This window comes from Streptomyces lydicus, assembly GCF_004125265.1.
Classification (GTDB): Bacteria; Actinomycetota; Actinomycetes; order Streptomycetales; family Streptomycetaceae; genus Streptomyces; species Streptomyces lydicus_C.
Genome location: NZ_RDTE01000003.1, coordinates 3,194,274 through 3,216,638, shown reverse-complemented (window position 1 = coordinate 3,216,638; position 22,365 = coordinate 3,194,274). Strand labels below are relative to the sequence as shown.

Genomic DNA, 22,365 nt, shown 5'->3' with positions numbered 1-22,365 from the left:
TCAGCCGCACTGCCAGGTGAACATTGCGCGGTCGAAGCGCCGTGCGGCCAGGTCCTCGGGGCGTATGAGCCAGTAGAGGGCACCGCAGTCGCCCCACATCATGTCGGCGTCGTCGTCCGTGTCGATCTGGGCGAGCAGGACCCAGCGGAACACCTCCTCCTTGATGCGGGGGTCGTCCCACGGCAGATTGCGCAGGACACCGTGGGCGACCTCGGACTCCACCGCGTCCTGTACGGGGTTCGCGTGGCCGCCGAGGCGGTGTTCGGCGCCCTCGGAGTGGTCGTACAGGGCCTCCTGGAAGTCTTCGCCCCACAGCGGGTGGTCGTCCGGCAGCGATGTGAACTCCCGGTGGACCACGGGGTGCCAGGAGTCCGGGGCGGTTGCCTCCGCGCGTGCTGTCAAAGGCACCTCGGGGTAGGGCTGGATCCCTTCCGGCGTGGCGCGTGCGGCCGTGGGGACGTTAGCCGGTAGGTACAGCACGCGTGCGCCCGCCCAGGTGTCCGGTTCATCGGGCGCCACCAAGGCGTCGCCGTCGTCGAGCTGACCGTCGAAGTAGAAGAAGGCCAGTGTGCCGTCCGTCGGTAGGGCGATGTCGAGGGCGGCCGAGGGGAGCAGGGCACAGTCGAGCGAGGCGATGAAGGCGAGCGGGCCGTGGCCCTCCCAGACGGGCCATTCCGCGCCCTCGGGCAGCTCCGGGACGCCGCCGAGCCGGCCGACGACGGGGGCGGTCCCGGGATCCGCGGCTTTCTCCAGGCGCAGGCCAGGCCGCAGCAGGCCGATCCACCGCTCGGCGATCTCGGCGGGCAGGTGCGTGCGGGCGAGAGTGTGCAGCGGGTCAACGGTGCTCTGTGTCATGTGGTCATGATGCATGGGGCCACTGACAGTCGGCCGTGGGCGCGTTGAGCCTGCGGGCCGGACGGAGTCAGGACTTGGAGTCGTGGGGAGTCGTGGGGACCGTGCGGAGTTGTTGAGCGGTCGGGAGTTGTGCGGAGACGGCGTCCGGCTTGCCCTCCGCGTCCCGCCCTCGCTGTGCGTCCCGCCCGTTCCGCGCCTCCCGCCCCGCCGCTCTACTGCCCCGCCGGCGGCAAGCCCGCCGCATTGCCGCCCAGTTGTTCCCAGCCCGCGATGGCCAGGGCGCGGTAGGCGGCGTACTCGGCGGCGGGGCTGTGGCCGTACGACCACGGGACGGCGCCCACATGGCCGTCGACCAGGCGGAGCTGTTCCATGGCCTCGGCGTAGCGCTCGGCGCGGACCAGGAACCAGACCAGCAGGTGGCGGACGTGCGGCGCCATGGGGTGGTCGGCGGGCGCCTCGCGGAGGGCGAAGTGGGCGCCCTCGATCGCGCGCTCGACGACCGCGCTCCGGTAGAGGCCGCGGACCAGGTTGGCCTCGGGAAGGTGGTCGTAGACGGCGAAGAGGGGAAGGGCAGGGAGGAGGGTCTTGGCGGGGGCGGCGGCCGCCGCGCGCTCGGCGAAGGCTTCCGCCTCCTTGCGGGAGCCGTGCCACTTCTCGGACCAGTAGGGGAGCGCGGCGAGGTGTGCGCCCATGTGCTGCGGGGCGCGCTGGACGACCTTCGTCCACAGCTCTTCGTAGTCGGCGGGGCGGTCGCCCAGGCCGCGGGCGACGGCCAGCTCGGTGATGTACGGGATCGGGCTGCCGGGCGCCAGCAGGGCCGCCTCCCGGCAGACCGTACGGGCCTCTTCGAGGATCATGCGGAAGTCCTGCGAGCCCGGGTCGCGCAACGCCTGGACCACCAGGAACTGGGCGTGCGTCTGGGCGCCGCCCGGGTCCTTGGGCGCTTCCGAACGCCAGGTGCGCAGCCAGATCCCGCCGGTCCGCCCGCCGTCGCCGTACCCCGGCGCCGTACCTCGCCGCTGCTGCTCCGTCGCCTCCTCCGCGGCCAGCTCGAACGCGGCGGCGCCGGCCAGCGTCTGCACCCGCTGCCAGCGCCGCTCCCAGTCGTCGCCGGTGGACTTCAGCAGCGCGGCGGCCGGGCGCCAGTCGTGTGTCCGGCGCATCTCCTCCAGCGCATCGGCCAGATCCTGGTCGGGGCCGGGCAGCCGGACGTCGAGCTCGTCGAGCGGGACGAAGCCGTAGCCGGCCATCGGGTCGGAGGCCACCACCAGGCCCTGACGGGTGTGCTGCACGGCCCGTCGGCGCCGCATCCAGGGCAGGAAGACGAAACCGCCGAGCGCGAGCGCGGCGAAGAGAACGAGCAGAGCGTCCATGTGGGGTGTCCTGTACCTGTACGGCTGTCGGTCGCGGTGTCGGCAGTGAGGTCGGCAGTGAGGTCGGCAGTGAGGTCGGTCGGGCGTGACGTCGGGAGCGGTACCCGGGGCTGCAGGCCGTGGGCCGTAGTGGCCACGGCTGCCGGTGTAACGCTAACGGTGCGGGGCGGTGGGGGGACCGGAGAGGTGGGAGTGGCGGGGGCGGTGGGTGGGAGGAGCGGCAAGGGCAGTGGGATGGCGAGGAGTGGGATGGCGAGCAGTGGGGATGGCGGGGAGTGGTGGAGTGGTGACGCGCGGTCGGTGTGGTGCGGTGGGGGCCGGTGAGCGGTCCTGTGGTCCCGCGGCCCCGCAGCTGTTCGGTTCTTCGTTCTTCGTATGTATCCACTATCCGGGCAGTCAGAAAGTTCCGAAAAGTAAGGTCGCGAGGCCGACTACCCTCGGTGGGCATGAGCGATCAGCACGAACCACGCCACCAGCATTTTGAAACCGTTGCCATCCACGCAGGTCAGGAGCCCGACGAGGCGACCGGCGCGGTGGTACCGCCCATCTACCAGGTATCCACGTACAAGCAAGACGGTGTCGGCGGGCTCCGCGGCGGCTACGAGTACAGCCGCAGCGCCAATCCGACCCGTACCGCCTTGGAGGAGAACCTCGCGGCTCTCGACGGCGGCCGCCGCGGCCTCGCCTTCGCCTCCGGCCTCGCCGCCGAGGACTGCCTGCTGCGCACCCTGCTGAGCCCCGGCGACCACGTCGTCATCCCCAATGACGCTTACGGCGGGACATTCCGTCTCATCTCGAAGGTCGTCGAGCGCTGGGGTGTGGAATGGTCGGTGGCCGACACCTCCGACCCGAAGGCCGTACGCGACGCGCTGCGGCCCCGTACGAAGGCGATCTGGGTCGAGACGCCCAGTAACCCGCTGCTCGGCATCAGCGACATCGCGGCGCTGGCCGGGGTCGCCCATGACGCCGGGGTCAAGCTGGTCGTCGACAACACCTTCGCCAGCCCCTACCTCCAGCAGCCGCTCGCCCTCGGCGCGGACGTGGTGGTCTACTCCACGACCAAGTACATGGGCGGGCATTCGGACGTGGTCGGCGGCGCCCTCGTCGTCAACGACGACGCCCTCGGCGAGGAACTGGCCTACCACCAGAACGCGATGGGCGCGGTCGCCGGACCGTTCGACGCCTGGCTCGTGATGCGCGGCATCAAGACGCTCGCCGTCCGTATGGACCGCCACAGCGCCAATGCGGCACGCATCGCGGACCTGCTGGCCTCGCACAACAAGGTCACCCGCGTCTACTACCCGGGGCTGGCCGAGCACCAGGGCCACGAGGTCGCCGCCAAGCAGATGCGGTCCTTCGGCGGCATGGTGTCGTTCCAGGTCGAGGGCGGTGAGCAGGCGGCGGTGGAGGTCTGCAACCGTGCCAAGCTGTTCACCCTCGGCGAGTCGCTGGGCGGCGTCGAGTCGCTGATCGAGCACCCGGGTCTGATGACGCACGCCTCGACGGCCGGGTCGCTGCTGGAGGTCCCCAACGACCTCGTGCGGCTCTCGGTCGGCATCGAGTCGGTCGACGACCTGCTGGCCGACCTCACGCAGGCACTGGGCTGACGCAGGCTCCGTCCGGGCTTACGCACCGGTCGCTCGCCGCCGGTCGCTCACCATCCCTCCGCGGGAGGGGTGGTGTCGGCCGGCGGGGGCAGGCACAGAGCATGTACCCGCTCGACGGGCAGTCCGGGTTGGGCCGGGGGCTGCTCCTCGGCCACGCACGTCACGACTTCACGTCACGACATCACGCCAGGGCATAGCTCAGGACACCAAGCCAGGACACCAAGCGCAGGACATCACGTCAGGACGTCGGCCCCACCGGCGTCAAGGACGCGGTGATGTCGGAGAGGGAGGCGTTGAAGCGCGTCAGGAGCGTGGTGAACGCCGTGCGCTCCTCCTCGGTCCACTGCTCCGTCACCAGCGCCATCAGCGCGCGGCGGGACGTGCGGACCTCCTCCAGGCGGGCGAGGCCGCGCTCGGAGAGCTGAAGCACCACGGCCCGGCCGTCCTCCGGATGGGTGGCACGGCTGACCAGGCCGGAGTCGACCAGCGGGGCGACCTGCCGGGTGACCGTCGAGGAGTCGATGCCCATACCGGCGGCCAGGGCCTTCACGCCCATCGGACCCTCCTGGTCGAGGCGGTTGAGCAGCAGGTAGGCGGCGCGGTCCATGGAATTGCGCGCCTGCCCGACGCCGCCGAGCCGGCTCTGTTCTGCGCGGCGGGCGAAGACGGCCACTTGGTGCTGCAGCGCGTCGAGGAGAGCGGGGTCGGTGTGGGTCGTCATGTCCGAAGAGGTGGGCATGGCCGGGAGCTCGCTTCGATGGAAGTGCGTATGGATGGGAGGACAGCGTACGCGGACCCGGCGTGAGGCGTCCTTGGGCTGTCCATTCCGATAACGCCCCGTAACCCCGGGCGCCCGTACGGGGCGGCGCCGCGCGGTTCCCGCCACGCGCCTGATCGCCATTCGGGCAGAAAACGCTCCACGGAGGGCGAACTGCAAGACTGGCGATATGGCTGACCACACGCCGCGTACGCCGCACGGAACCTCCGCCTCCGCGCACCTCGCCGAGCAACCGGTCGCTGCGGACCCGGTCGCCGAGGAGCTGGTCACCGCGGTGACGGTCGATGACGTGCGCGCGGCGCACAAGATGCTCTCGGGTGTTTCCCGGGCCACCGCGATGGAGGGCAGCCGCTATCTGTCCGGGCTGGTCGGCGCCCCCGTCCACCTCAAGTGCGAGAACCTTCAGCGCACCGGCTCCTTCAAGATCCGTGGCGCCTACGTACGGATCGCCGGGCTCTCGGCGGAGGAGCGGGCGGCCGGTGTGGTGGCCGCCAGTGCCGGCAACCACGCACAGGGCGTGGCGCTCGCGGCGTCGTTGCTGGGGGTGCGGTCGACGGTGTTCATGCCGGTCGGCGCCCCGTTGCCGAAGGTCGCCGCCACCCGCGAATACGGCGCCGAGGTACGGCTGTACGGCCAGGTCGTGGACGAGACGCTGGCCGCCGCCCAGGAGTACGCACGCGAGACCGGCGCGGTCTTCATCCACCCCTTCGACCACCCCGACATCATCGCCGGCCAGGGCACCGTCGGCCTGGAGATCCTGGAACAGTGTCCCGAGGTGCGGACCATCGTCGTCGGGGTCGGCGGCGGCGGTCTCGCCGCGGGAGTCGCGCTCGCGGTCAAGGCGCTGCGGCCCGATGTGAAGGTCGTCGGGGTGCAGGCGGCGGGGGCGGCCTGCTATCCGCCGTCGCTGGCGGCCGGGCACCCGGTGGCGATCGAGGGACTTTCGACGATGGCGGACGGCATCAAGGTGGGGCGCCCCGGCGAGGTGACCTTCGGGATGGTCGCGGCGCTGGTGGACGAGGTCCGTACGGTCACCGAGGGGCAGCTCTCCAGCGCGCTGCTGCTGTGTCTGGAGCGGGCGAAGCTGGTGGTGGAACCGGCCGGGGCGAGTCCGGTGGCGGCGCTGCTCGCCGATCCGGAGTCCTTCCAGGGGCCGGTGGTCGCGGTGCTGTCCGGCGGCAATGTCGACCCGCTGCTGATGCAGCGCATCCTGCGGCACGGTATGGCGGCCGGCGGGCGCTACCTCTCGCTGCGACTGCTGCTCACGGACCGGCCGGGGGCGCTGGCGACACTGCTCGGGGTGCTGTCCCAGGCCGATGCGAATGTGCTCGACGTCGGACATGTGCGGACGGACCCCCGGCTCGGGCTGACCGAGGTCGAGGTGGAGCTGCATCTGGAGACGCAGGGGCCGGCGCACTGCGACGAGGTGCGCACGGCGCTGCACAAGGCGGGGTACGTCATCGCGGAGTAGCGGCGGCACGGGCGCGCGGCGGCAGGACGGGCTCGCGGTGCGGTGCGGCGGAGCGCCTTAAGGGGCTCGTGGTGCGGCGGAGCGCGTACGGGCTCGTGCCGCGGCGGAGCGCGCAGATGCCGCACGAGGTGCCGGGATACCGCAAAAGGGATCGCCGCAAGGGGATAGGGCGCGGGGGGCTCGTGGGTATAGCGTGGCGCCCCCCACACGCGCTGGCGAACGCCTGTTCCCCTTCCGTTCGTGCGCGGAAAATCGAAATTTGTATCGCGATGTATCGCGTTTGGTTGTACCGTCGTGGTTACGGGGTGCCGGGCAGTCGTGGCGTTCCGTTGCGGACAAATGCCGCAGAGCGGGCATGGACCGCCAATCGTAATATTCGACCTGGAACTGACCCAAGCCATGGGAGAGCCCATATGCCAGGCGCCATTTACGCCGAAGGTCTGGTGAAGACGTTCGGCGACGTGAGGGCACTGGACGGCGTCGATCTCGACGTCCCCGAAGGAACCGTCCTCGGAATGCTCGGCCCCAACGGTGCCGGCAAGACCACTGCCGTACGTGTCCTGACGACCCTGCTCCGGCCCGACCGCGGCAAGGCGGTGGTCGCCGGGATCGACGTCCTCGCGCAGCCCGACGAGGTGCGGCGCTCGATAGGCCTGTCCGGTCAATTCGCCGCCGTGGACGAGTACTTGACCGGCCGGGAGAACCTGACGATGGTCGGCCAGCTCTACCAGATGAGCGGACGTGACGCGAAGCGCCGGGCCGCTGAGCTGCTGGAACGCTTCCATCTCGGGGACGCTGCCGACCGCACCGCCAAGACCTACTCCGGCGGTATGCGCCGCCGGCTCGACCTGGCCGCCGCACTGGTCGTCAGCCCGCCCGTGATGTTCATGGACGAGCCGACCACCGGCCTGGACCCCCGTAACCGCCAAGCGCTGTGGGACGTCATCCAGGAACTGGTCGCGGGCGGCACGACCCTGCTGCTCACCACGCAGTATCTGGAGGAGGCCGACCGCCTCGCCCACGACATCTGCGTCGTCGACCACGGCAAGGTCATCGCCCGCGGCACCTCCGACCAGCTCAAGGCGCGTACCGGCGGCGAGCGTGTCGAGGTCGTGGTGCACGCCCCCGAACACCTCACCGTCGCCGACGAGGTCCTGCGCGGCTTCGGCAAGGGCGAGAGCACGGTCGAACCGCACACCCGCAAGCTCACCATCCCCGTGACGGGCGGCGCCAAGCTGCTCGCCGAGGTCATCCGCGAACTGGACATGCGGGGGGTGGAGATCGACGACATCGGGCTGCGCCGCCCGACCCTCGACGATGTGTTCATCTCGCTGACCGGGCACACCGCGGAGGCGGCGGAGGAGAACGGCGCGGGCGGCAAGGGCTCCGTGGGGCGGCAGAAGCGGGGCGGCAAGGACGGCAAGGGCGGCACGGGCGGCAAGGACGCCGGGGCTGCCGGTCCGGGCGAGGCGGGTCCGGCGGCCCGGGTGGCCGATGCGGACGCGGGCGTACCGGCCCACAAGGAGGGCGTGAAGTGAGCACGGTGACCGAAACGGCCGGCGAAGCCCGTATCCGGACCCCGCAGTCGCGCGGCGGCTTCAGCCGGTCGGTACGCGACTCCCTGGTCGTCGCCAAGCGCAATCTGATCCGGATGATCCGGATCCCCGAAGTAGTGATCTTCGGCCTCATTCAGCCGATCATGTTCGTGGTGCTGTTCACCTACGTCTTCGGCGGTTCCATCAACGTCCCCGGCGCCCCGCCGGGCGACGCCCAGGCCTACCACGAGTTCCTGATGGCCGGGATCTTCGCGCAGACCGTCACCTTCGCCACGGCGGGGGCCGGCGCGGGGATCGCCGACGACATGCACAAGGGCCTGATCGACCGGTTCCGGTCGCTGCCGATGTCCCGCGGTGCGGTGCTCACCGGCCGTACCCTCGCCGACCTCGTGCAGACCGCGCTGACGCTGGTGGTGCTGGCGGTGGTCGCGCTGCTGATCGGCTGGCGGGCCCACGAGAACCTGCTCGAGGTGCTGGCCGGCTTCGCACTGTTGCTCCTGCTCGGCTACGCCTTCTCCTGGATCGGCGCGCTCATCGGGCTGACGGTGCGGACGCCCGAGGCGGCCACCTCGGGCGGGCTGATCTGGCTCTTCCCGCTGACCTTCATCTCCAACGCGTTCGTACCGGTCAACGGCATGCCGTCATTCCTGCAGCATGTCGCGGAGTGGAACCCGTTCAGCGCGACGGTGGCCGCCGCCCGGCAGCTGTTCGGCAACACCATCGACAAGGCGCCCACGTCGGTGACCGGGGCCTGGCCGATGGACCACCCGGTGCTGGCCTCGGTGATCTGGTCCGTCCTGATCATCGCGGTCTTCCGGACGCTGGCCGTCCGCAAATACCGGTCGGCCACGGCCTGAGGGGGCCGCGGACATGGCGAAGCGGCCCGGAGCATCCATGGTGCTCCGGGCCGCTTCGCCGTCTCAGGGGCGCCTCGGGCGTCAGCCGGAGTACGGCTTCGCGTCGAGGATCTTCACGGTCGCCTTCTTGCCGTTGGGGAGCTCGTACTCCGCCTCGGCGCCGACCTTCTTGCCGTTCACGCCGGTGCCCAGTGGCGACTGGGGGGAGTAGGTCTCGATGTCCGAGCTCGCGTACTCCCGGGAGGCCAGAAGGAACGACAGCGTGTCGTCCGGGTCCCCGTCGAACGCGATGGTGACGACCATGCCGGGAGCGACGACGCCGGTGGCGGCAGGCGCTTCGCCGACCTTGGCGGTCTGCAGCAGCTGGGTGAGCTGGCGGACACGCAGTTCCTGCTTGCCCTGCTCTTCCTTGGCCGCGTGGTACCCGGCGTTCTCCTTCAGGTCACCTTCCTCGCGGGCCGCCGCGATCTTCTCGGTGATCTCGGCGCGTGCGGGACCAGACAGGTGCTCCAGCTCTGCCTTGAGCTGGTCATACGCCTCCTGGGTAAGCCAGGTGACGTTTTCGCTGGTCTGGGTCACAGGTGCTCCTCGTCGGTACTGGGGATAAATCAAACGCCCTACCAGGAAGGTTTGCGCCTTCACGGGTGGGCGAAACCACGAGCCTAACAATTCCGGCACAAAACGGGGAAGAGAAAAATTCACAGCGGCCGCACAGGGATACATCATCGCTGGTCAGAGGCGGTGACGACACGCCCCGCGGGTGGGCGGGTGCGGAGAGCGGTGAGCGGCAGGCGGGGCGGGTGTCAGGCGTGGCGGTGGCGGTGGCCGGGGTCGTGGCCGTGCAGGTGAGCCGTTGCCCGGAGGCCGAGGAGGTCCGTCGCCCGGAAGCCGGGGCGGTCAGCCGTTGCCCGAGGCCGTGCAGCCGACGAGGACGGCATTGGTGGCCCGCTTCGTCGTCCGCACCGTGACCTCGGTGTCCACCTGGGCCGAGCGCTGGTCGACGGTGACGTCCTTGCGGCCGACCTCGGAGCCGTCCTCGGCCTGTGAGCGGAGCGTGCACACGCCCTTGTCGTCCGTGCCCTTGACGACCTCGAGATGGACCTTGACGGCATGATCGGAGACCGCGTCCCAGGTGATCACACGGGCGCTGAGGTCCTGCCCCGAGATGTACGAGACGCCGCACCAGCCGATCACACCCAGCAGGGCGGTGCCGAGCACCGCACCAATGATCTTGAGGTTACGGTCCGCACGCGCATCCGCGGAGCGTCCGTAGCGTCCGTCGGGGAGCCCTTCGCGCACCGCGGTCATGATCCATCCTCCTGGTCGGGGGACCTGAGCCACGAACCCCCGGGGGGTCCCTGCCCCAGGGAATACAGCGCCCCCTCGCTTCGGTCACTATAGGAGGCATCTTCTCCGGACCTTTACTGAGGATCGAGTCTTGACTGAGCAGCTGCGATTGATGGCGGTCCACGCCCACCCCGACGACGAGTCGAGCAAGGGTGCGGCCACGATGGCCAAGTACGTGTCCGAGGGGGTGGACGTGCTGGTCGCCACCTGCACAGGCGGTGAGCGAGGTTCCATCCTCAACCCCAAACTCCAGGGAGATCCGTACATCGAGGAGCACATCCACGAAGTACGGAAGAAGGAAATGGACGAGGCCCGGGAGATCCTGGGCGTCAAGCAGGAGTGGCTGGGCTTTGTCGACTCCGGGCTGCCCGAGGGCGACCCGCTGCCGCCGCTGCCCGACGGCTGCTTCGCGCTGCAGGACGTCGACGAGGCGGCCGGGCGGCTGGTCAAGCTGATCCGGGAGTTCAAGCCGCAGGTCATCACGACCTACGACGAGAACGGCGGCTATCCGCACCCGGACCACATCATGACCCACAAGATCACGATGGTGGCTTTCGAGGCGGCCGGCGACCCGGAGAAGTACCCGGAGGCCGGGGAGCCCTGGCAGCCGCAGAAGCTCTACTACAACCAGGGCTTCAACAGGCCGCGCACGGTCGCGTTGCACGAGGCACTGCTGGAGCGCGGCATGGATTCGCCCTACGGCGAGTGGCTGGAGCGCTGGAAGCAGTTCGAGCAGCGCGAGCGCACGCTGACCACCTACGTTCCGTGCGCCGACTTCTTCGAGATCCGTGACAAGGCCCTGATCGCCCACGCCACCCAGATCGACCCCGACGGTGGTTGGTTCCGGGTGCCGATGGACCTCCAGCGCGAGGTCTGGCCGACGGAGGAGTACGAGCTCGCGAAGTCGCGGGTGGACACTTCCCTCCCCGAGGACGACCTCTTCGCGGGCATCCGCAACAATTGAGTCCATGATGAGCGCGACCAGCACCCTCGCCCTGACGCACTTCGTCACCCTTGCCGACACCTTCGACAAGGACAAAGTGACCCCCGGCGTCCTCGGCTTCATCGTCTTCGCGGTCATCGGCGGCGCCGTGTGGCTGCTGATGAAGTCCATGAACAAGCAGATGAAGAAGGTGGACTTCGAGGAGCAGCCGGAGGACGGCGAGGCGGGCAGCACCGCCTCCGCCGCCACGCCGGCAGCCAAGCCGAAGACCAGCTGAGTCCGGCCGGGGACCGGCCGAGGGCGGGCCGGCCGGTGCGTAAAGACCGGGTGGCGGTCGACGGCCGGCCGATGGACACGGCCGGCTGACCGGCCCGGCGGCTCGTCGGCCCGAGCGGCCGGCGAGCCGGGGCCGATCGTCACTCCGTGCCGGTCGGGGCGACCGGCACCCCCATGATCTCGCGCGCATGGCGGTTGGGCACCATGCCGAGCCGCCATGCCTGCCACCCCGTCTCCGGCTCCACCCCGCGGTCCAGCAGCAGCGCGAACGCCTCCGCGCAGTCCTCCAGCTTGGAATCGCGGGCAGCATGCTTCTCGCGGATCAGCTGCGCCAGCTCCTCCTGGGCGACGGCCGCGCCCACCACGCTGCCACCCGGCGAGGCCAGCGGCAGCAGGGTGCAGCGCAGGAACCGCGCCCAGTCCTCGCCGCGCCGGTCGCCGTAGCCCGCGAACAGGCGCACCGCCTCGTCGGCGAACTCCAGTGCCTGCGCGGCCTTGCCGTTGCCGGCGTCGATGATCAGCAGCTCCAGGCAGGACCACGCCTCCCCGTGCGGCACCCCTATCCGCTGGAAGTCCTTACGGGCGTCCTGCAGCAGCTGCCGGGCGAAGCCGCTGTTGCGCAGCGAGCCGGTCTGCTCGGCCCGCAGGTCGCGGGTGACCCGCCCGGAGTGATGCCGGGCGCAGGCCAGGCCGTAGCCGTCCTGCATCCGGCTGAACATCGTCCGCGACCGCTCCAGCTGCCGCAGTGCCGCGTCGTGCTCACCGCGCTCCTCCAGCGCCTGGCCCAGGTAGTACATCGTCCAGGCCTCACCACGCGCGTCCTCGTGCTGGTGGTGCAGCGGCAGTGCCTGCCGGAGCTGGTCCACCGCGGGGCCCGGCTCGCCGTCCACCAGCCGGGCGCGTGCCAGCTGCGTCATTGCCCAGGCCTCGCCGCGCTCGTCGTGCGTACGGCCGTAGAGCCCCATCGCCGCCTGCAGTGCGCTCTCCGCGGCCGGAACATCGCCCCTGCGCAGATGCACCTGGCCGAGCTGGAAGTGCGCCCATGCCTGGCCATGGATGCTCTCGCTCTCCTCGTGCAGCTCCAGTGCCTCCCGCAGCATGGCGAGGGCATCGGCGAGCCGGGCACGGTCCCGCTCCACCGCCGCCAGGGCGTGCAGCGTCCAGGCCCGGTCGCCGTGCATGTCCGCGCCGGACTGCAGCTCCAGCGCCTCCCGCAGCTTGGCCGCGGCCTCCGTGAGATTGCCCTGCTGCTGAAGTGTGATGCCCAGGTCGCGCAGCGCACGGGCGGCGCCGGCCGGATGCTGCGCCTCGAAGTACAGATCGACCACCGACGACAGCGTGGTCCGCGCCTTGTCCAGTTCGCCGAGCTGCCGGGCCGCCACACCCGTACGCCACTGCACCGAGCGCACCAGCAGCCCCTGCCCGACGGCCCGGGTCAGCTCGCTCAGCTCACCGAGCCGGTAGAGGTCCCCGCGCAGCAGGCAGTAGTCGGCCAGCGCGCCCAGCAGATGCGAGACCGCCGCCTGGTCCACGCCCTGGTCGGCGTGGCGCAGCGCGGCCGTGATGAAGCTGGTCTCGTCGTCCAGCCACTGCAGGGCCGCGTCCAGGGAGGTGAAGCCGTGCGAGCCGAAGCGATCGGCGCGGGTGGACGTCCGGCCGTCCACCAGCCGGATGACCGAGTCGGCCAGCTCCGCATAGCCGCGGATCAGCCGCTCCTGGGCCGCGCCGCGCTCGCCGGGCTCCTCCTCGTCCATCAGCCGGTCGTGCGCGAAGCGGTGCACCAGGGCGTGCAGGCGGTAGCGCCGGCCCCGCACATGCTCGATCAGCCCGGCCCGGGCCAGCGTCGTCAGTTCCCGCTCCGCCTCCGCCTGCTCGACGCCGAGCAGCGCCGCCGAGGCCGCCGCCCCCAGGCTCGCCCGGCCCACCAGCGCCAGCCGGCGCAGCAGCCGCCGGGCGGTCTCCGACTGGTCGGCGTAGCGCAGCCACAGCGCACGCTCCACGGGCGGTTTCGGACCGTAGGCCGCCAGGTCCGTGGCCAGCGCGGTGGCGGTGCGCGAGCCCAGGGCGGAGCCCGCCACCCGCAGCGCCAGGGGCAGGCCCGCGCACAGTCCGGAGATCTCGTCGAGGGCCTGAGCGTCGTAGGGGCCCGTCTCGTCCGGGGCGTCGTCGCCGGCCGGGGCGGAGGCGCGCAGCAGTTCCTCGGTGCCCGCGGCGTCCAGCGCTCCCACCGGCAGGTGGTGCACCCAGGCCTCGATGTCCTCGGGCAGCTCCAGCGGCGTACGGGAGGTGACCAGCACCAGGCTGTCGGACCGCTCGGGCACCAGGGTGCGCACCTGCTCGGGGTCCGCGGCGTCGTCCAGCAGTACGGTCACCGGCAGGCCCGTCAGATGCTGGTGGTAGAGATCGGTGAGCCGTTTGACGTGCTGCTCCTGGGACGGGCGCTCGCGGAACAGCAGTTGCTCGCGGGGTGCGCCCAGCCGGTTGAGCAGATGCAGCAGCGCGTCCCGGGTCGGCAGCGGCACCTCACCAGGGGTGTCGCTGCGCAGGTCCACCACACAGGCCCCGCGGAACTGATCGCGCAGCTGATGCGCGGCCCGCACCGCCAGCGCCGTACGCCCCGAGCCCGGCTCGCCGTGGAGTATCACCACCGTCGGCCGGGTCTCCGTGCTCGCGCGGGCCGCGTGCACCCACTGCGCGATCTGTGTCAGCTCCGTCCGCCGCCCGGCGAACGGGCCGTCCGGATGCGGAAGTTGGGAGAAGGAGTGCTCAAGAAGGGACCGCTGACGGGCCGCGGCGCTGCGGTCCGCGCCGCGCAGCTGCGGTCCGCGGCCGCTCTTCGAGGCGACGGGCCCCGCGGCCGTACCGCCGCGGGCGGCCGCCGTCAGCATCCGCTGCTGGTCCAGGAACGGCCGGATGCCGCGTACCTCCAGTGCCGTCAGCCACTGCAGGCGTAACTGCTGCGCACCGCCGGGCCGGCCGAGCATCCCGGCCTCCCGGTGCGCCGCCGGCCAGTGGCCCGCGGTCAGCTTCAGGACCGTGGCGGCCGCGCCCGCCACCACCACGGCGGCCCCCACGCCCAGCGCCGGCCCCGCGCCCGTGCCGTACACGAGATCCGTACCGAACGCCGCCACAGCCGCCACGGCCGTCGCCACCGCGGGGGTGCCCAGCTCCTTGCGCGACAGCCGCCGGGACAGTGACGGCCGGCCGTCAGCGGCCTCGTCCAGCGCCCGGACATACGCGGTGTACTCCTCGGCGGCGCTGCCCGCCAGCTCCTCCAGCGCCGCCCGCGCCCGGCTGAGCAGCGTGTCCTTGTCGAGCCGTCCGCCCGAGCGCCGTACCTCCTCCTCGACCGCCCTGGTCAACAGCGCTTCCGCTTCCGCCCGGTGGCCGTCGCGCAGCACAGCCAGTGAGCCCGGCATGCCATCCCCCTCCAGCAGTTCCAGCAGTTCCAGCAATGTCCAGCGGTGATCGTCGCCGTACGCACAGTGTTCCGCGTCCACGTGATTTCCGGCAGGCCTGTGGATAACTCCCTCCGCTCCCGGCTCCCCGTGCCTCATCGGGAGAGGACGGCCCCATGCCGAACCGCCTGGCTCAAGAGACTTCCCCCTATCTGCTCCAGCACGCCGACAACCCGGTCGACCGGTGGCTGAGGCCGAGGAGTGAGCCTCGGACGAGCCGGCGCGCGCAGGTGCCGGGGGCGCTCTCACCACAGCGAGTACCCCTCGAGCCGCGGCGCTTGGTCCTCAGATGGTCTGAAGGCCGACCGTGACGGGGGACGGCGCGGCAGCCTTCACCACGCGCCGGTGAACACCTCGCCCTCCCGGACCATCCCGTCCACGATCTCGATGCCGGCGCACCGCTCCTCAGGCCAGGAGTCGTACTGCTCTGCGCTGATCTGCGTGGGCATCCACGCGGGTGCGACCATCTCGGCGGCCATGGCGTACCTCCTTCGAGGATGCTCGTCCGTTCCGGCGCTGCTCGGCTCAACGTACTGTCCTCCGCAGTCGGGGCACCGGATCCGGACGGGAGCGGAAGCGGCTCGTGGTCCTGCCCTTGCGGAGCAGCAGGCAAGTAGGGCGATCCGCGTCCGCCACGTGATGGCGCATGGGTACGAACCGGCCGGGCCGGGCCGAGCTGCGCGGGCTTCGCCGACGGGGCTGGGCGCTGTGAGAGGCTGGCCCGTATGAACCGCCTGGCTGGTGTGACCTCGCCGTATCTGCTGCAGCACGCGGACAATCCGGTCGACTGGTGGCCCTGGACGCCGGAGGCTTTCGAGGAAGCGCGGCGGCGTGATGTGCCCGTTCTGCTGTCGGTCGGCTACTCGGCGTGCCACTGGTGCCACGTGATGGCGCACGAGAGTTTCGAGGACCCGGCCACCGCGGCCCTGCTCAACGAGCACTTCGTGGCCGTCAAGGTGGACCGCGAGGAGCGCCCTGACGTCGATGCCGTCTACATGGAGGCCGTGCAGGCCGCCACCGGCCAGGGCGGCTGGCCCATGACCGTTTTTCTCACGCCGGACGCCGAGCCCTTCTACTTCGGTACGTACTTTCCGCCCGAGCCGCGCCACGGCATGCCGTCCTTCGGACAGATCCTGGAGGGGGTGCGCAGCGCCTGGAGCGACCGGCGTGACGAGGTCGGGGAGGTCGCCGGGCGGATCGTCGCCGACCTGGCCGGGCGGTCGCTGACCGAATCGCTGCCCGCGGACCGGCGACCCCCGCGACCCGAGGAACTGCACGGCGCCCTGATGGGGCTGACCCGGGAGTTCGACGCGGTGAACGGCGGGTTCGGCGGCGCGCCCAAGTTCCCGCCGTCCATGGTGCTGGAATTCCTGCTCCGCCACCACGCCCGCACCGGCTCCGAAGGAGCCCTGGAAATGGTGCAGGCGACCTGCGCGGCGATGGCCCGCGGCGGCATCTACGACCAGCTCGGCGGCGGTTTCGCGCGCTATGCGGTGGACGCCACCTGGACCGTGCCGCACTTCGAGAAGATGCTCTACGACAACGCCCTGCTGTGCCGGACCTACGCTCATGTGTGGCGGTCCACCGGCTCGGAGGTGGCGCGCCGTATCGCGGTCGAGACCGCCGACTTCATGGTCCGTGAACTCCGTACCGAACAGGGCGGTTTCGCCTCCGCACTGGACGCGGACAGCGATGACGGCTCGGGCACCGGCAGGCATGTCGAGGGCGCCTACTACGTCTGGACGCCCGAGCAACTGCGCGCCGTACTGGGCGAGGAGGACGCGGAGTTCGCCGCCGGCCACTTCGGTGTCACCGAGGAAGGCACCTTCGAGGAGGGCGCCTCGGTCCTCCAGCTCCCGGATGCCGAGGGCCCGGTGGACGCCGACCGGGTGGCCTCGGTCAAGCGGCGGCTGCTCGCGGCGCGGGAGGAGCGGCCGCGCCCCGGCCGGGACGACAAGGTCGTCGCCTCCTGGAACGGGCTGGCCATCGCCGCACTCGCCGAGACCGGTGCCTACTTCGACCGGCCGGACTTGATCCAGGCCGCCACCGACGCCGCCGACCTGCTGGTACGCGTCCACATGGACGGGCAGGCCCGGCTGCACCGCACCTCCCGCGACGGCGCGCCCGGCGCCAACTCCGGTGTCCTGGAGGACTACGCCGATGTCGCCGAGGGCTTCCTCACCCTGGCCTCCGTCACCGGGGAGGGCGTCTGGGTGGAGTTCGCGGGCTTCTTCCTGGACACCGTGCTGCTCCAGTTCACCACTGAGGACGGTGCGCTCTACGACACCGCGGCCGACGCCGAGGCCCTGATCCGCCGCCCCCAGGACCCGACCGACAATGCGACGCCCTCCGGGTGGACTGCGGCGGCCGGTGCCCTGCTGTCGTATGCCGCACTGACCGGCAGCGACCTCCACCGGAACGCCGCGGAGCGGGCCCTGGGCATCGTCACCGCGCTCGGCGGCCGTGCCCCGCGCTTCATCGGATGGGGGCTGGCCGTCGCCGAGGCCGCGCTGGACGGTCCGCGCGAGGTCGCCGTCGTCGGCCCGCAGGGCGATCCGGCCACCGTCGCCCTGCACCGCGCCGCGCTGCTCTGCACTGCCCCGGGGGCGGCCGTCGCGCTGGGCGAACCCGGGGTGGACGAGGTGCCGCTCCTCCAGGACCGCCCGCTGGTCGACGGCAAACCGGCCGCCTACGTATGCCGCCGTTTCACCTGCGAGCGGCCGACGACGGATCCGCAGGAGCTGGCGGAACGGCTCGGGGGGTAGTGGCCCGGAAGTCCTAGGACCAGCGACCGGTTTGACCTTGACGCGCGCGTCAGGTTCTAGCCTCGGGGCATGACTCCTCGCACACATCGTGAAGTCCGCCTGGCCGCCCGCCCGAAGGGTCCCGTCACCGATGAGCTCTTCGAGATCGTGGAGGTGCCGGTTCCGGAACCCGGGCCCGGCCAGGTGCTGGTCCGTAACACCGTGATGGGTGTCGCCGCTGTGATGCGGACGCTGATGGACGAGACCAGCGTGGTGCCGATGCCCCCCTACAAGATCGGCGAACCGCTGCACGGGTCCGCCGTCGGCGAAGTGGTCGCCGCCCCGGGGACCGACCTCGAGCCCGGCGATCTGGTGGAACACTCGTTCGGCTGGCGGGAATACGCCGTGGTGGACGCCGACCGGGTGCAGCGGCTCGACCCCGGCCTGCTGCCCGACCCGGCCGCCTGCCTCTCCCAGGGTCCCACCGCCTGGATGGGCGTGGTGCACGGCGCGGAAGTACGCGCCGGCGACACCGTCTTCGTCACCGGGGCGGCGGGCGGGGTGGGGACCCTGGCGGGCCAGATCGCCCGGCTGCGCGGCGCCGCCCGCATCATCGGCAGTACGGGATCGCAGGAGAAGGCGGACCGGCTGATCAAGGAATTCGGCTATGACGCGGTGGTGATCCGCGGTGCGGGCCCGATCGCGGACCAACTGCGTGCGGCCGCCCCGGAAGGCATCGACGCGGTCTTCGACAACGTCGGCGGCGAACAGCTGCAGGCCGCCCTGGCCCTCGCCAACCGGGGCGCCCGGATCGCCGTCGTCGGGGCCCTCTCCAGCCAGCTCGGCGGGGAGGGCCATCCCACCACCGTCGAGATCGACCCCCTCTTGCTGCTCTCCCGCAGCGTCACCCTGCGCGGCGTCGCCCTGTACGACCACCTGGACCTGATCCCGGAGTGGAACCAGCGGTTCGGCGAGGGGCTGCGCGACGGCACCTTCACCTTCCCGCACGCCCGGCTGCGGGGGATCGAACAGGCACCGCGCGCCCTGCGCGAGCTGACCGAGGGGCGTCATCTGGGCGCGGTGATCGTGGAGTTGTGAGGCCGCGGCGCCGGGCCGTCGTGCGGCGGGGCGGTTGCCCCGCCGTTGTCGGTGCCCGGTTGTAGCCTGCACGCGTGACCACCTTGCTCGGGCAGCGATCCCTTGTCCAGGAGGCCGCGGCGCTACGGGACGGTACGGACGACCCCGTCGACGCGGCGAACCGTTCGTGTGACCGTATCGACGCGGTCGATCCGCAGGTGCGGGCCTTTGTGCCCGAGTCCGGGCGGCGTGCGCGGCTCCTGGAGGCGGCGCGCCGGAGGGCGTCGTCGGCCGCTCCCCACGCGGCCGGCGGCCGGCCCGCCCTGTACGGCGTTCCCGTAGGCATCAAGGACATCGTGCACGCCGACGGGCTGCCCACCCGCGCGGGCTCGGAGCTGCCGCCCGAGGTGCTCGCCGGCCCGCAGGCCGCGGTCGTCGGCCGGCTGTGTGCCGCCGGTGCGCTGATCGCGGGCAAGACGGTCACCGCGGAGTTCGCGGTGACCGCCCCGGGGCCGACCCGCAATCCGCACAACCCGGCGCATACGCCCGGCGGTTCGAGCAGCGGCTCCGCGGCCGCGGTCGCCGCCGGGATGGTGCCGCTGGCCATCGGGACGCAGACCGTCGGCTCGATGATCCGGCCCGCCGCCTACTGCGGAGTGGTCGGCTTCAAGCCGAGCTACGGGCGCATACCGATCGACGGGGTGATCCCCAACGCCGCGAGTTTTGACACCCTCGGCTGCTTCGCCACGGAGGTGGCCGGTGTCGCGCTGGCGGCGTCGGTGCTGGTCGACGGCTGGCGGGCGCGGGCCGGTGCGGGCCGGACGGAGGTCCCGGTGCTGGGGGTGCCGGCCGGTCCCTACCTGGAGCGTGCCGACGACGGGGCGCTGCGGGCCTTCGCGGAGCAGTGCGAGCTGCTGCGGGCCGCCGGGTACGTCGTCCACGAGGTGCCGGTCATGGACGACTTCGAGCAGATCGTGGACCAGCTGTTCACGATGAACCGCTACGAGGTCGCCCGGGCCCACGCCCACTGGTTCGCGCGCTTCGGCGACCGCTACCGGCCGGAGACCACCTCGGCCATCCGGCAGGGACAGGCCATCGGGGACGCCGCCTACGAAGCCGCCCGGGAACGGCGTCAGGCCTTCCGCGCCCGGCTCGCGGCGGACCGCGCCGCGGCGGGCATCGATCTCTGGATCGCCCCGTCGGCCACCGGCCCCGCGCCCGCCGGCCTCACCACCACGGGCAGCTCGATCATGTGCCTGCCCTGGAGCAACGCCGGGCTGCCGTCCGTCAGTGTGCCCGCAGGACGGGCCGCCAACGGGCTGCCGCTCGGGCTCCAACTCGTCGGCGGATTCGGCGCGGACGAAGACCTGCTGTACGGGGCGGCGGGGATCGAACGCGTACTGAACGCCGCGCGCCCCCGGCACGAGGACGGCAGGCCGGATCCGGCGCAGAGGGGCTGACCGGGCCGGAATGGGGGGAACGTGCCCGGAGAGGGGGAGAACGGGCCGGAGGGCGGCCGACCGGACCGGAGCGGGGATGACCACGCCGGAGGGCTGAACGCGCCGGAGAGCCGGAGGGCTGAACGCGCCGGAGAGGGAGGGGAGATGCGTATCGGGGACGCGGCGGTGGCGGCCGGTATGACGCCGCGGGCGCTGCGCTACTACGAGCAGCAGGGGCTGGTGACGGCCCGGAGGACGCCGTCAGGGCACCGGGTGTACGACGCGGAGGACATCCGCCGGCTGAGGGCGGTGCGCGCGCTGCGGGACGCGGGGCTGACGGTGGGCGATGTGCGGGCGTTCGCACATCTGCTGCACACGATGCCGGCCGACGACGTACCGGATCTCATTCCCCGGGCCCCGAGCTCCGGCAGCTGTCCGGCCATGGAAGCGGTGGCCAGGCGCCGGCTCGCCGACCTGGACGCCCGTATCGAGCGGCTGTCGCAACTACGGGCGCGACTCGCCGCACGCCTGGGCGAACCGGTGGCCGGGCCGCCGGAGCCGGAGGAGCCCGGAGTGCGGGGAAAGCGGGCAGGACCGGGAAAGCAGGCCGGACCGGGGAAGCCGGCCGGACCGGGGGAGCGAGGGAAGTCCGCCGGGCCGGGCGTCCGCGCCGGGGCGGACAGCGGCCCGATCTTCCGGCTGGACGCCGCGCCGTCTCCGGGCGCCGCCGCCCTCAGAGCGTGAGCCCCCGCTCCAGTACGTCCAGGGCCCGGTGGACCGACGCCTCGGGATCGGTGGTCCGGCCGCTCTCGCCCCAGTGCAGCAGCGCCTCCTGGAGCGCGGCCAGGATCACATCGCTGATCACCCGCAGCTCCAGGTCGTCGGCCGGGCGGCCGGAGCGCTCCGCCAGCACGGCGGTGAGCATCGCGGCGTCCCGTGCGGTGTGTTCCGCCGTACGGCCCCGGACGGCGGGCACCTCACGGATCAGCCGGAGGCGCTGGACGAGTTCGCCACGCTGTTCGGCGGCCATCGCGCGCAGCGTCTCGATGCTGACCTGCCGCACCGACTCGATCACCGGCTCGTCCGCGGGACGGGCCCGGATCCCGTTCTCCAGTACGGCGTCGTACTCGTCCGTGAGCACGATGTCTTCCTTGGCGGGGAAGTAGCGGAAGACTGTGCTCGGGGAGACGTCCGCGGCCGCGGCGATCTGGTCGACGGGGGTCGCGTCGTACCCCTGTTCCTCGAAGAGCCGGTAGGCGGCCCGCCGGATCGCCTGCCGGGTCTGGATCTTCTTCCGCTCCCGCCGGCCGGGCTGCGGTGTCCCGGTCGGCGTGGTGGCGGAGCTGCGTACGGCCATGCGCAGCATTGTCGGGCATCGGGCCGCACGGAGGCCACGGCCGCAATGCCGCGAGAAGCAACCGCTGAGCAAGCCCTGAGCAATCACCGGGCAATCACCGAGCAAGCTTTGGGCCATCACCGGGCAAGCACTGGGCAAGGCCGGGCAACGGCTGAGCGGCCGGGAAAGCCCGGTGTCAGTGGGGCATGTCACGCTGTGGTCATGAGGAGTTACGTTCGGGAATCGCTCGGGGTGGGGTGGGCGCCCGGGGCGGGGCTGCCGCCCGGGGCCGCGGGTGCCGCCTCAGGCGTGCGAATAGGCCACCAGGGAGATGCCGACGTAGTGCACGACGAAGGCGGCCAGGGTGAAGGAGTGGAAGACCTCGTGGAAGCCGAACCACCGTGGTGAGGGGTTGGGGCGCTTGATTCCGTAGATCACGCCGCCGGCGCTGTAGAGCAGCCCGCCGACGATGACCAGTACCAGCACGGCCACGCCGCCGGTGCGCAGGAAGTCGGGCAGGAAGAAGACGGCGGCCCAGCCCATGGCGATGTAACAGGGGGTGTAGAGCCAGCGTGGAGCGCCGACCCAGAAGACCCGGAAGAGGATTCCCGCCAGTGCGGCCGCCCAGACCGCCCAGAGCAGCGCCTCTCCGCGGGATCCGGGCATGAGCAGCATCGTCAGGGGCGTATAGGTGCCCGCGATGATCAGGAAGATATTGGCGTGGTCGAGCCGGCGCAGTACGCCGTCGGCCCGCGGCCCCCAATTGCCCCGGTGGTAAAGGGCGCTGACCCCGAAGAGCAGGCAGGCGGTCATGGTGTAGATGGCGCAGGCCAGGCGGCCGCGGGGGCTGTCGGCGAGGGCGGTCAGTATGACCCCGGAGAGGAGGACGGCGGGGAACATTCCGGCGTGCAGCCAGCCGCGCAGTTTGGGTTTCAGGGGCGCGGCCGCGGCGGTGACCGCCGCGATCGCGGGCGGCGCGGAGGGGGGCTGGCTCTCGGCGGCGTCGGGCGCGGAAGTCATGGCGCAATGCTACCTACGCGACCGTAAGTTACCGATTCGTGGCGGAGTGGTGACGGTCACCAAAGTGCCCTCTGGACAGAACTCCCTCCGGGTCGGATGATCAAATGAGTGCGGTCGGCACCGGATGAGCGGTCACGAAGCGTCCGGGTCGCAGCCCCCAAGGGGCAGGCAAACAACAGAAGCGGATTTCCCTGCACAACGGGCATAGATCCGTCCACACCCTCATCT

General features: G+C 71.6%; 18 protein-coding genes and 1 pseudogene. 10 read left to right on the top strand and 9 right to left on the bottom strand.

Features of this window, described 5'->3' with window-relative positions; translation table 11 throughout:
- Together D9V36_RS16540 and D9V36_RS16535 are read right to left on the bottom strand one after the other, a co-directional pair.
- A complete protein-coding gene (locus tag D9V36_RS16540; RefSeq protein ID WP_129294450.1) occupies positions 1-855 on the bottom strand; it encodes a YwqG family protein in 855 nt (284 codons plus the stop codon).
- 212 nt (positions 856-1,067) lie between these two features.
- Positions 1,068-2,228, bottom strand: coding sequence for a hypothetical protein (locus D9V36_RS16535; RefSeq protein WP_129294449.1), 1,161 nt, complete (start codon positions 2,226-2,228; stop codon positions 1,068-1,070).
- Between the two features lie 446 nt (positions 2,229-2,674).
- Between D9V36_RS16535 and D9V36_RS16530 the strand changes: the two genes are divergently transcribed.
- A complete protein-coding gene (locus D9V36_RS16530) occupies positions 2,675-3,835 on the top strand; it encodes a cystathionine gamma-synthase (RefSeq protein WP_129294448.1) in 1,161 nt (386 codons plus the stop codon).
- A 238-nt stretch (positions 3,836-4,073) separates the two neighbouring features.
- Here D9V36_RS16530 and D9V36_RS16525 read toward each other — a convergent pair whose 3' ends face one another.
- Positions 4,074-4,574, bottom strand: a complete 501-nt coding sequence (locus tag D9V36_RS16525; RefSeq protein WP_129294447.1) for a MarR family winged helix-turn-helix transcriptional regulator — start codon at positions 4,572-4,574, stop codon at positions 4,074-4,076.
- A 346-nt stretch (positions 4,575-4,920) separates the two neighbouring features.
- Here D9V36_RS16525 and ilvA point away from each other — a divergent pair, with 346 nt between their 5' ends.
- From ilvA to D9V36_RS16510, 3 genes are all read left to right on the top strand, one after another.
- The gene (gene ilvA, locus D9V36_RS16520; RefSeq protein ID WP_241721318.1) at positions 4,921-6,084 is read left to right on the top strand and encodes a threonine ammonia-lyase; all 1,164 of its coding nucleotides are present in this window, start codon (positions 4,921-4,923) and stop codon (positions 6,082-6,084) included.
- A gap of 413 nt (positions 6,085-6,497) precedes the next feature.
- The gene (locus D9V36_RS16515; protein WP_129294446.1) at positions 6,498-7,622 is read left to right on the top strand and encodes an ATP-binding cassette domain-containing protein; all 1,125 of its coding nucleotides are present in this window, start codon (positions 6,498-6,500) and stop codon (positions 7,620-7,622) included.
- A complete protein-coding gene (locus tag D9V36_RS16510; protein WP_206739679.1) occupies positions 7,619-8,497 on the top strand; it encodes an ABC transporter permease in 879 nt (292 codons plus the stop codon). The genes D9V36_RS16515 and D9V36_RS16510 overlap by 4 nt, the downstream gene beginning before the upstream one ends.
- Positions 8,498-8,578: 81 nt before the next feature.
- Here the strand turns inward: D9V36_RS16510 and greA are convergent, their stop codons facing one another.
- Complete coding sequence (gene greA / locus D9V36_RS16505; RefSeq protein WP_088799662.1) at positions 8,579-9,076, bottom strand: transcription elongation factor GreA; 498 nt, start codon at positions 9,074-9,076, stop codon at positions 8,579-8,581.
- Positions 9,077-9,394: 318 nt separating this feature from the next.
- On the bottom strand, positions 9,395-9,805 hold the full coding sequence (locus tag D9V36_RS16500) for a DUF4307 domain-containing protein (RefSeq protein ID WP_129294445.1): 411 nt from the start codon (positions 9,803-9,805) through the stop codon (positions 9,395-9,397).
- A gap of 130 nt (positions 9,806-9,935) precedes the next feature.
- Between D9V36_RS16500 and mca the strand changes: the two genes are divergently transcribed.
- Together mca and D9V36_RS16490 are read left to right on the top strand one after the other, a co-directional pair.
- The gene (gene mca, locus D9V36_RS16495; RefSeq protein ID WP_129294444.1) at positions 9,936-10,808 is read left to right on the top strand and encodes a mycothiol conjugate amidase Mca; all 873 of its coding nucleotides are present in this window, start codon (positions 9,936-9,938) and stop codon (positions 10,806-10,808) included.
- Between the two features lie 4 nt (positions 10,809-10,812).
- Complete coding sequence (locus tag D9V36_RS16490) at positions 10,813-11,064, top strand: hypothetical protein (protein WP_129294443.1); 252 nt, start codon at positions 10,813-10,815, stop codon at positions 11,062-11,064.
- Positions 11,065-11,203: 139 nt separating this feature from the next.
- Here the strand turns inward: D9V36_RS16490 and D9V36_RS16485 are convergent, their stop codons facing one another.
- Together D9V36_RS16485 and D9V36_RS16475 are read right to left on the bottom strand one after the other, a co-directional pair.
- Entirely contained in the window at positions 11,204-14,482 is a 3,279-nt protein-coding gene (locus D9V36_RS16485; RefSeq protein WP_129298460.1) for a tetratricopeptide repeat protein, read from the bottom strand.
- 404 nt (positions 14,483-14,886) lie between these two features.
- Positions 14,887-15,000 (bottom strand): annotated as a pseudogene (locus D9V36_RS16475) (Uma2 family endonuclease); the annotation flags it as partial.
- Positions 15,001-15,246: 246 nt separating this feature from the next.
- Between D9V36_RS16475 and D9V36_RS16470 the strand changes: the two are divergent.
- The 4 genes from D9V36_RS16470 to D9V36_RS16455 all read left to right on the top strand — a co-directional run bounded on the left by D9V36_RS16470 (position 15,247) and on the right by D9V36_RS16455 (position 20,525).
- Positions 15,247-17,286 (top strand): thioredoxin domain-containing protein, encoded by a 2,040-nt coding sequence (locus tag D9V36_RS16470; protein WP_129294441.1) that lies wholly within the window; start codon positions 15,247-15,249, stop codon positions 17,284-17,286.
- 69 nt (positions 17,287-17,355) lie between these two features.
- Complete coding sequence (locus D9V36_RS16465; protein ID WP_129294440.1) at positions 17,356-18,363, top strand: MDR family NADP-dependent oxidoreductase; 1,008 nt, start codon at positions 17,356-17,358, stop codon at positions 18,361-18,363.
- 74 nt (positions 18,364-18,437) lie between these two features.
- Positions 18,438-19,802, top strand: coding sequence for an amidase (locus D9V36_RS16460; RefSeq protein ID WP_129294439.1), 1,365 nt, complete (start codon positions 18,438-18,440; stop codon positions 19,800-19,802).
- Positions 19,803-19,946: 144 nt separating this feature from the next.
- A complete protein-coding gene (locus D9V36_RS16455; RefSeq protein ID WP_129294438.1) occupies positions 19,947-20,525 on the top strand; it encodes a MerR family transcriptional regulator in 579 nt (192 codons plus the stop codon).
- Here the strand turns inward: D9V36_RS16455 and D9V36_RS16450 are convergent.
- Together D9V36_RS16450 and trhA are read right to left on the bottom strand one after the other, a co-directional pair.
- On the bottom strand, positions 20,515-21,147 hold the full coding sequence (locus D9V36_RS16450) for a TetR/AcrR family transcriptional regulator (protein WP_129294437.1): 633 nt from the start codon (positions 21,145-21,147) through the stop codon (positions 20,515-20,517). The two genes, D9V36_RS16455 and D9V36_RS16450, sit on opposite strands and share 11 nt — an antisense overlap.
- Positions 21,148-21,420: 273 nt before the next feature.
- Complete coding sequence (gene trhA / locus D9V36_RS16445; protein WP_129294436.1) at positions 21,421-22,137, bottom strand: PAQR family membrane homeostasis protein TrhA; 717 nt, start codon at positions 22,135-22,137, stop codon at positions 21,421-21,423.
- Positions 22,138-22,365: the final 228 nt, after the last annotated feature.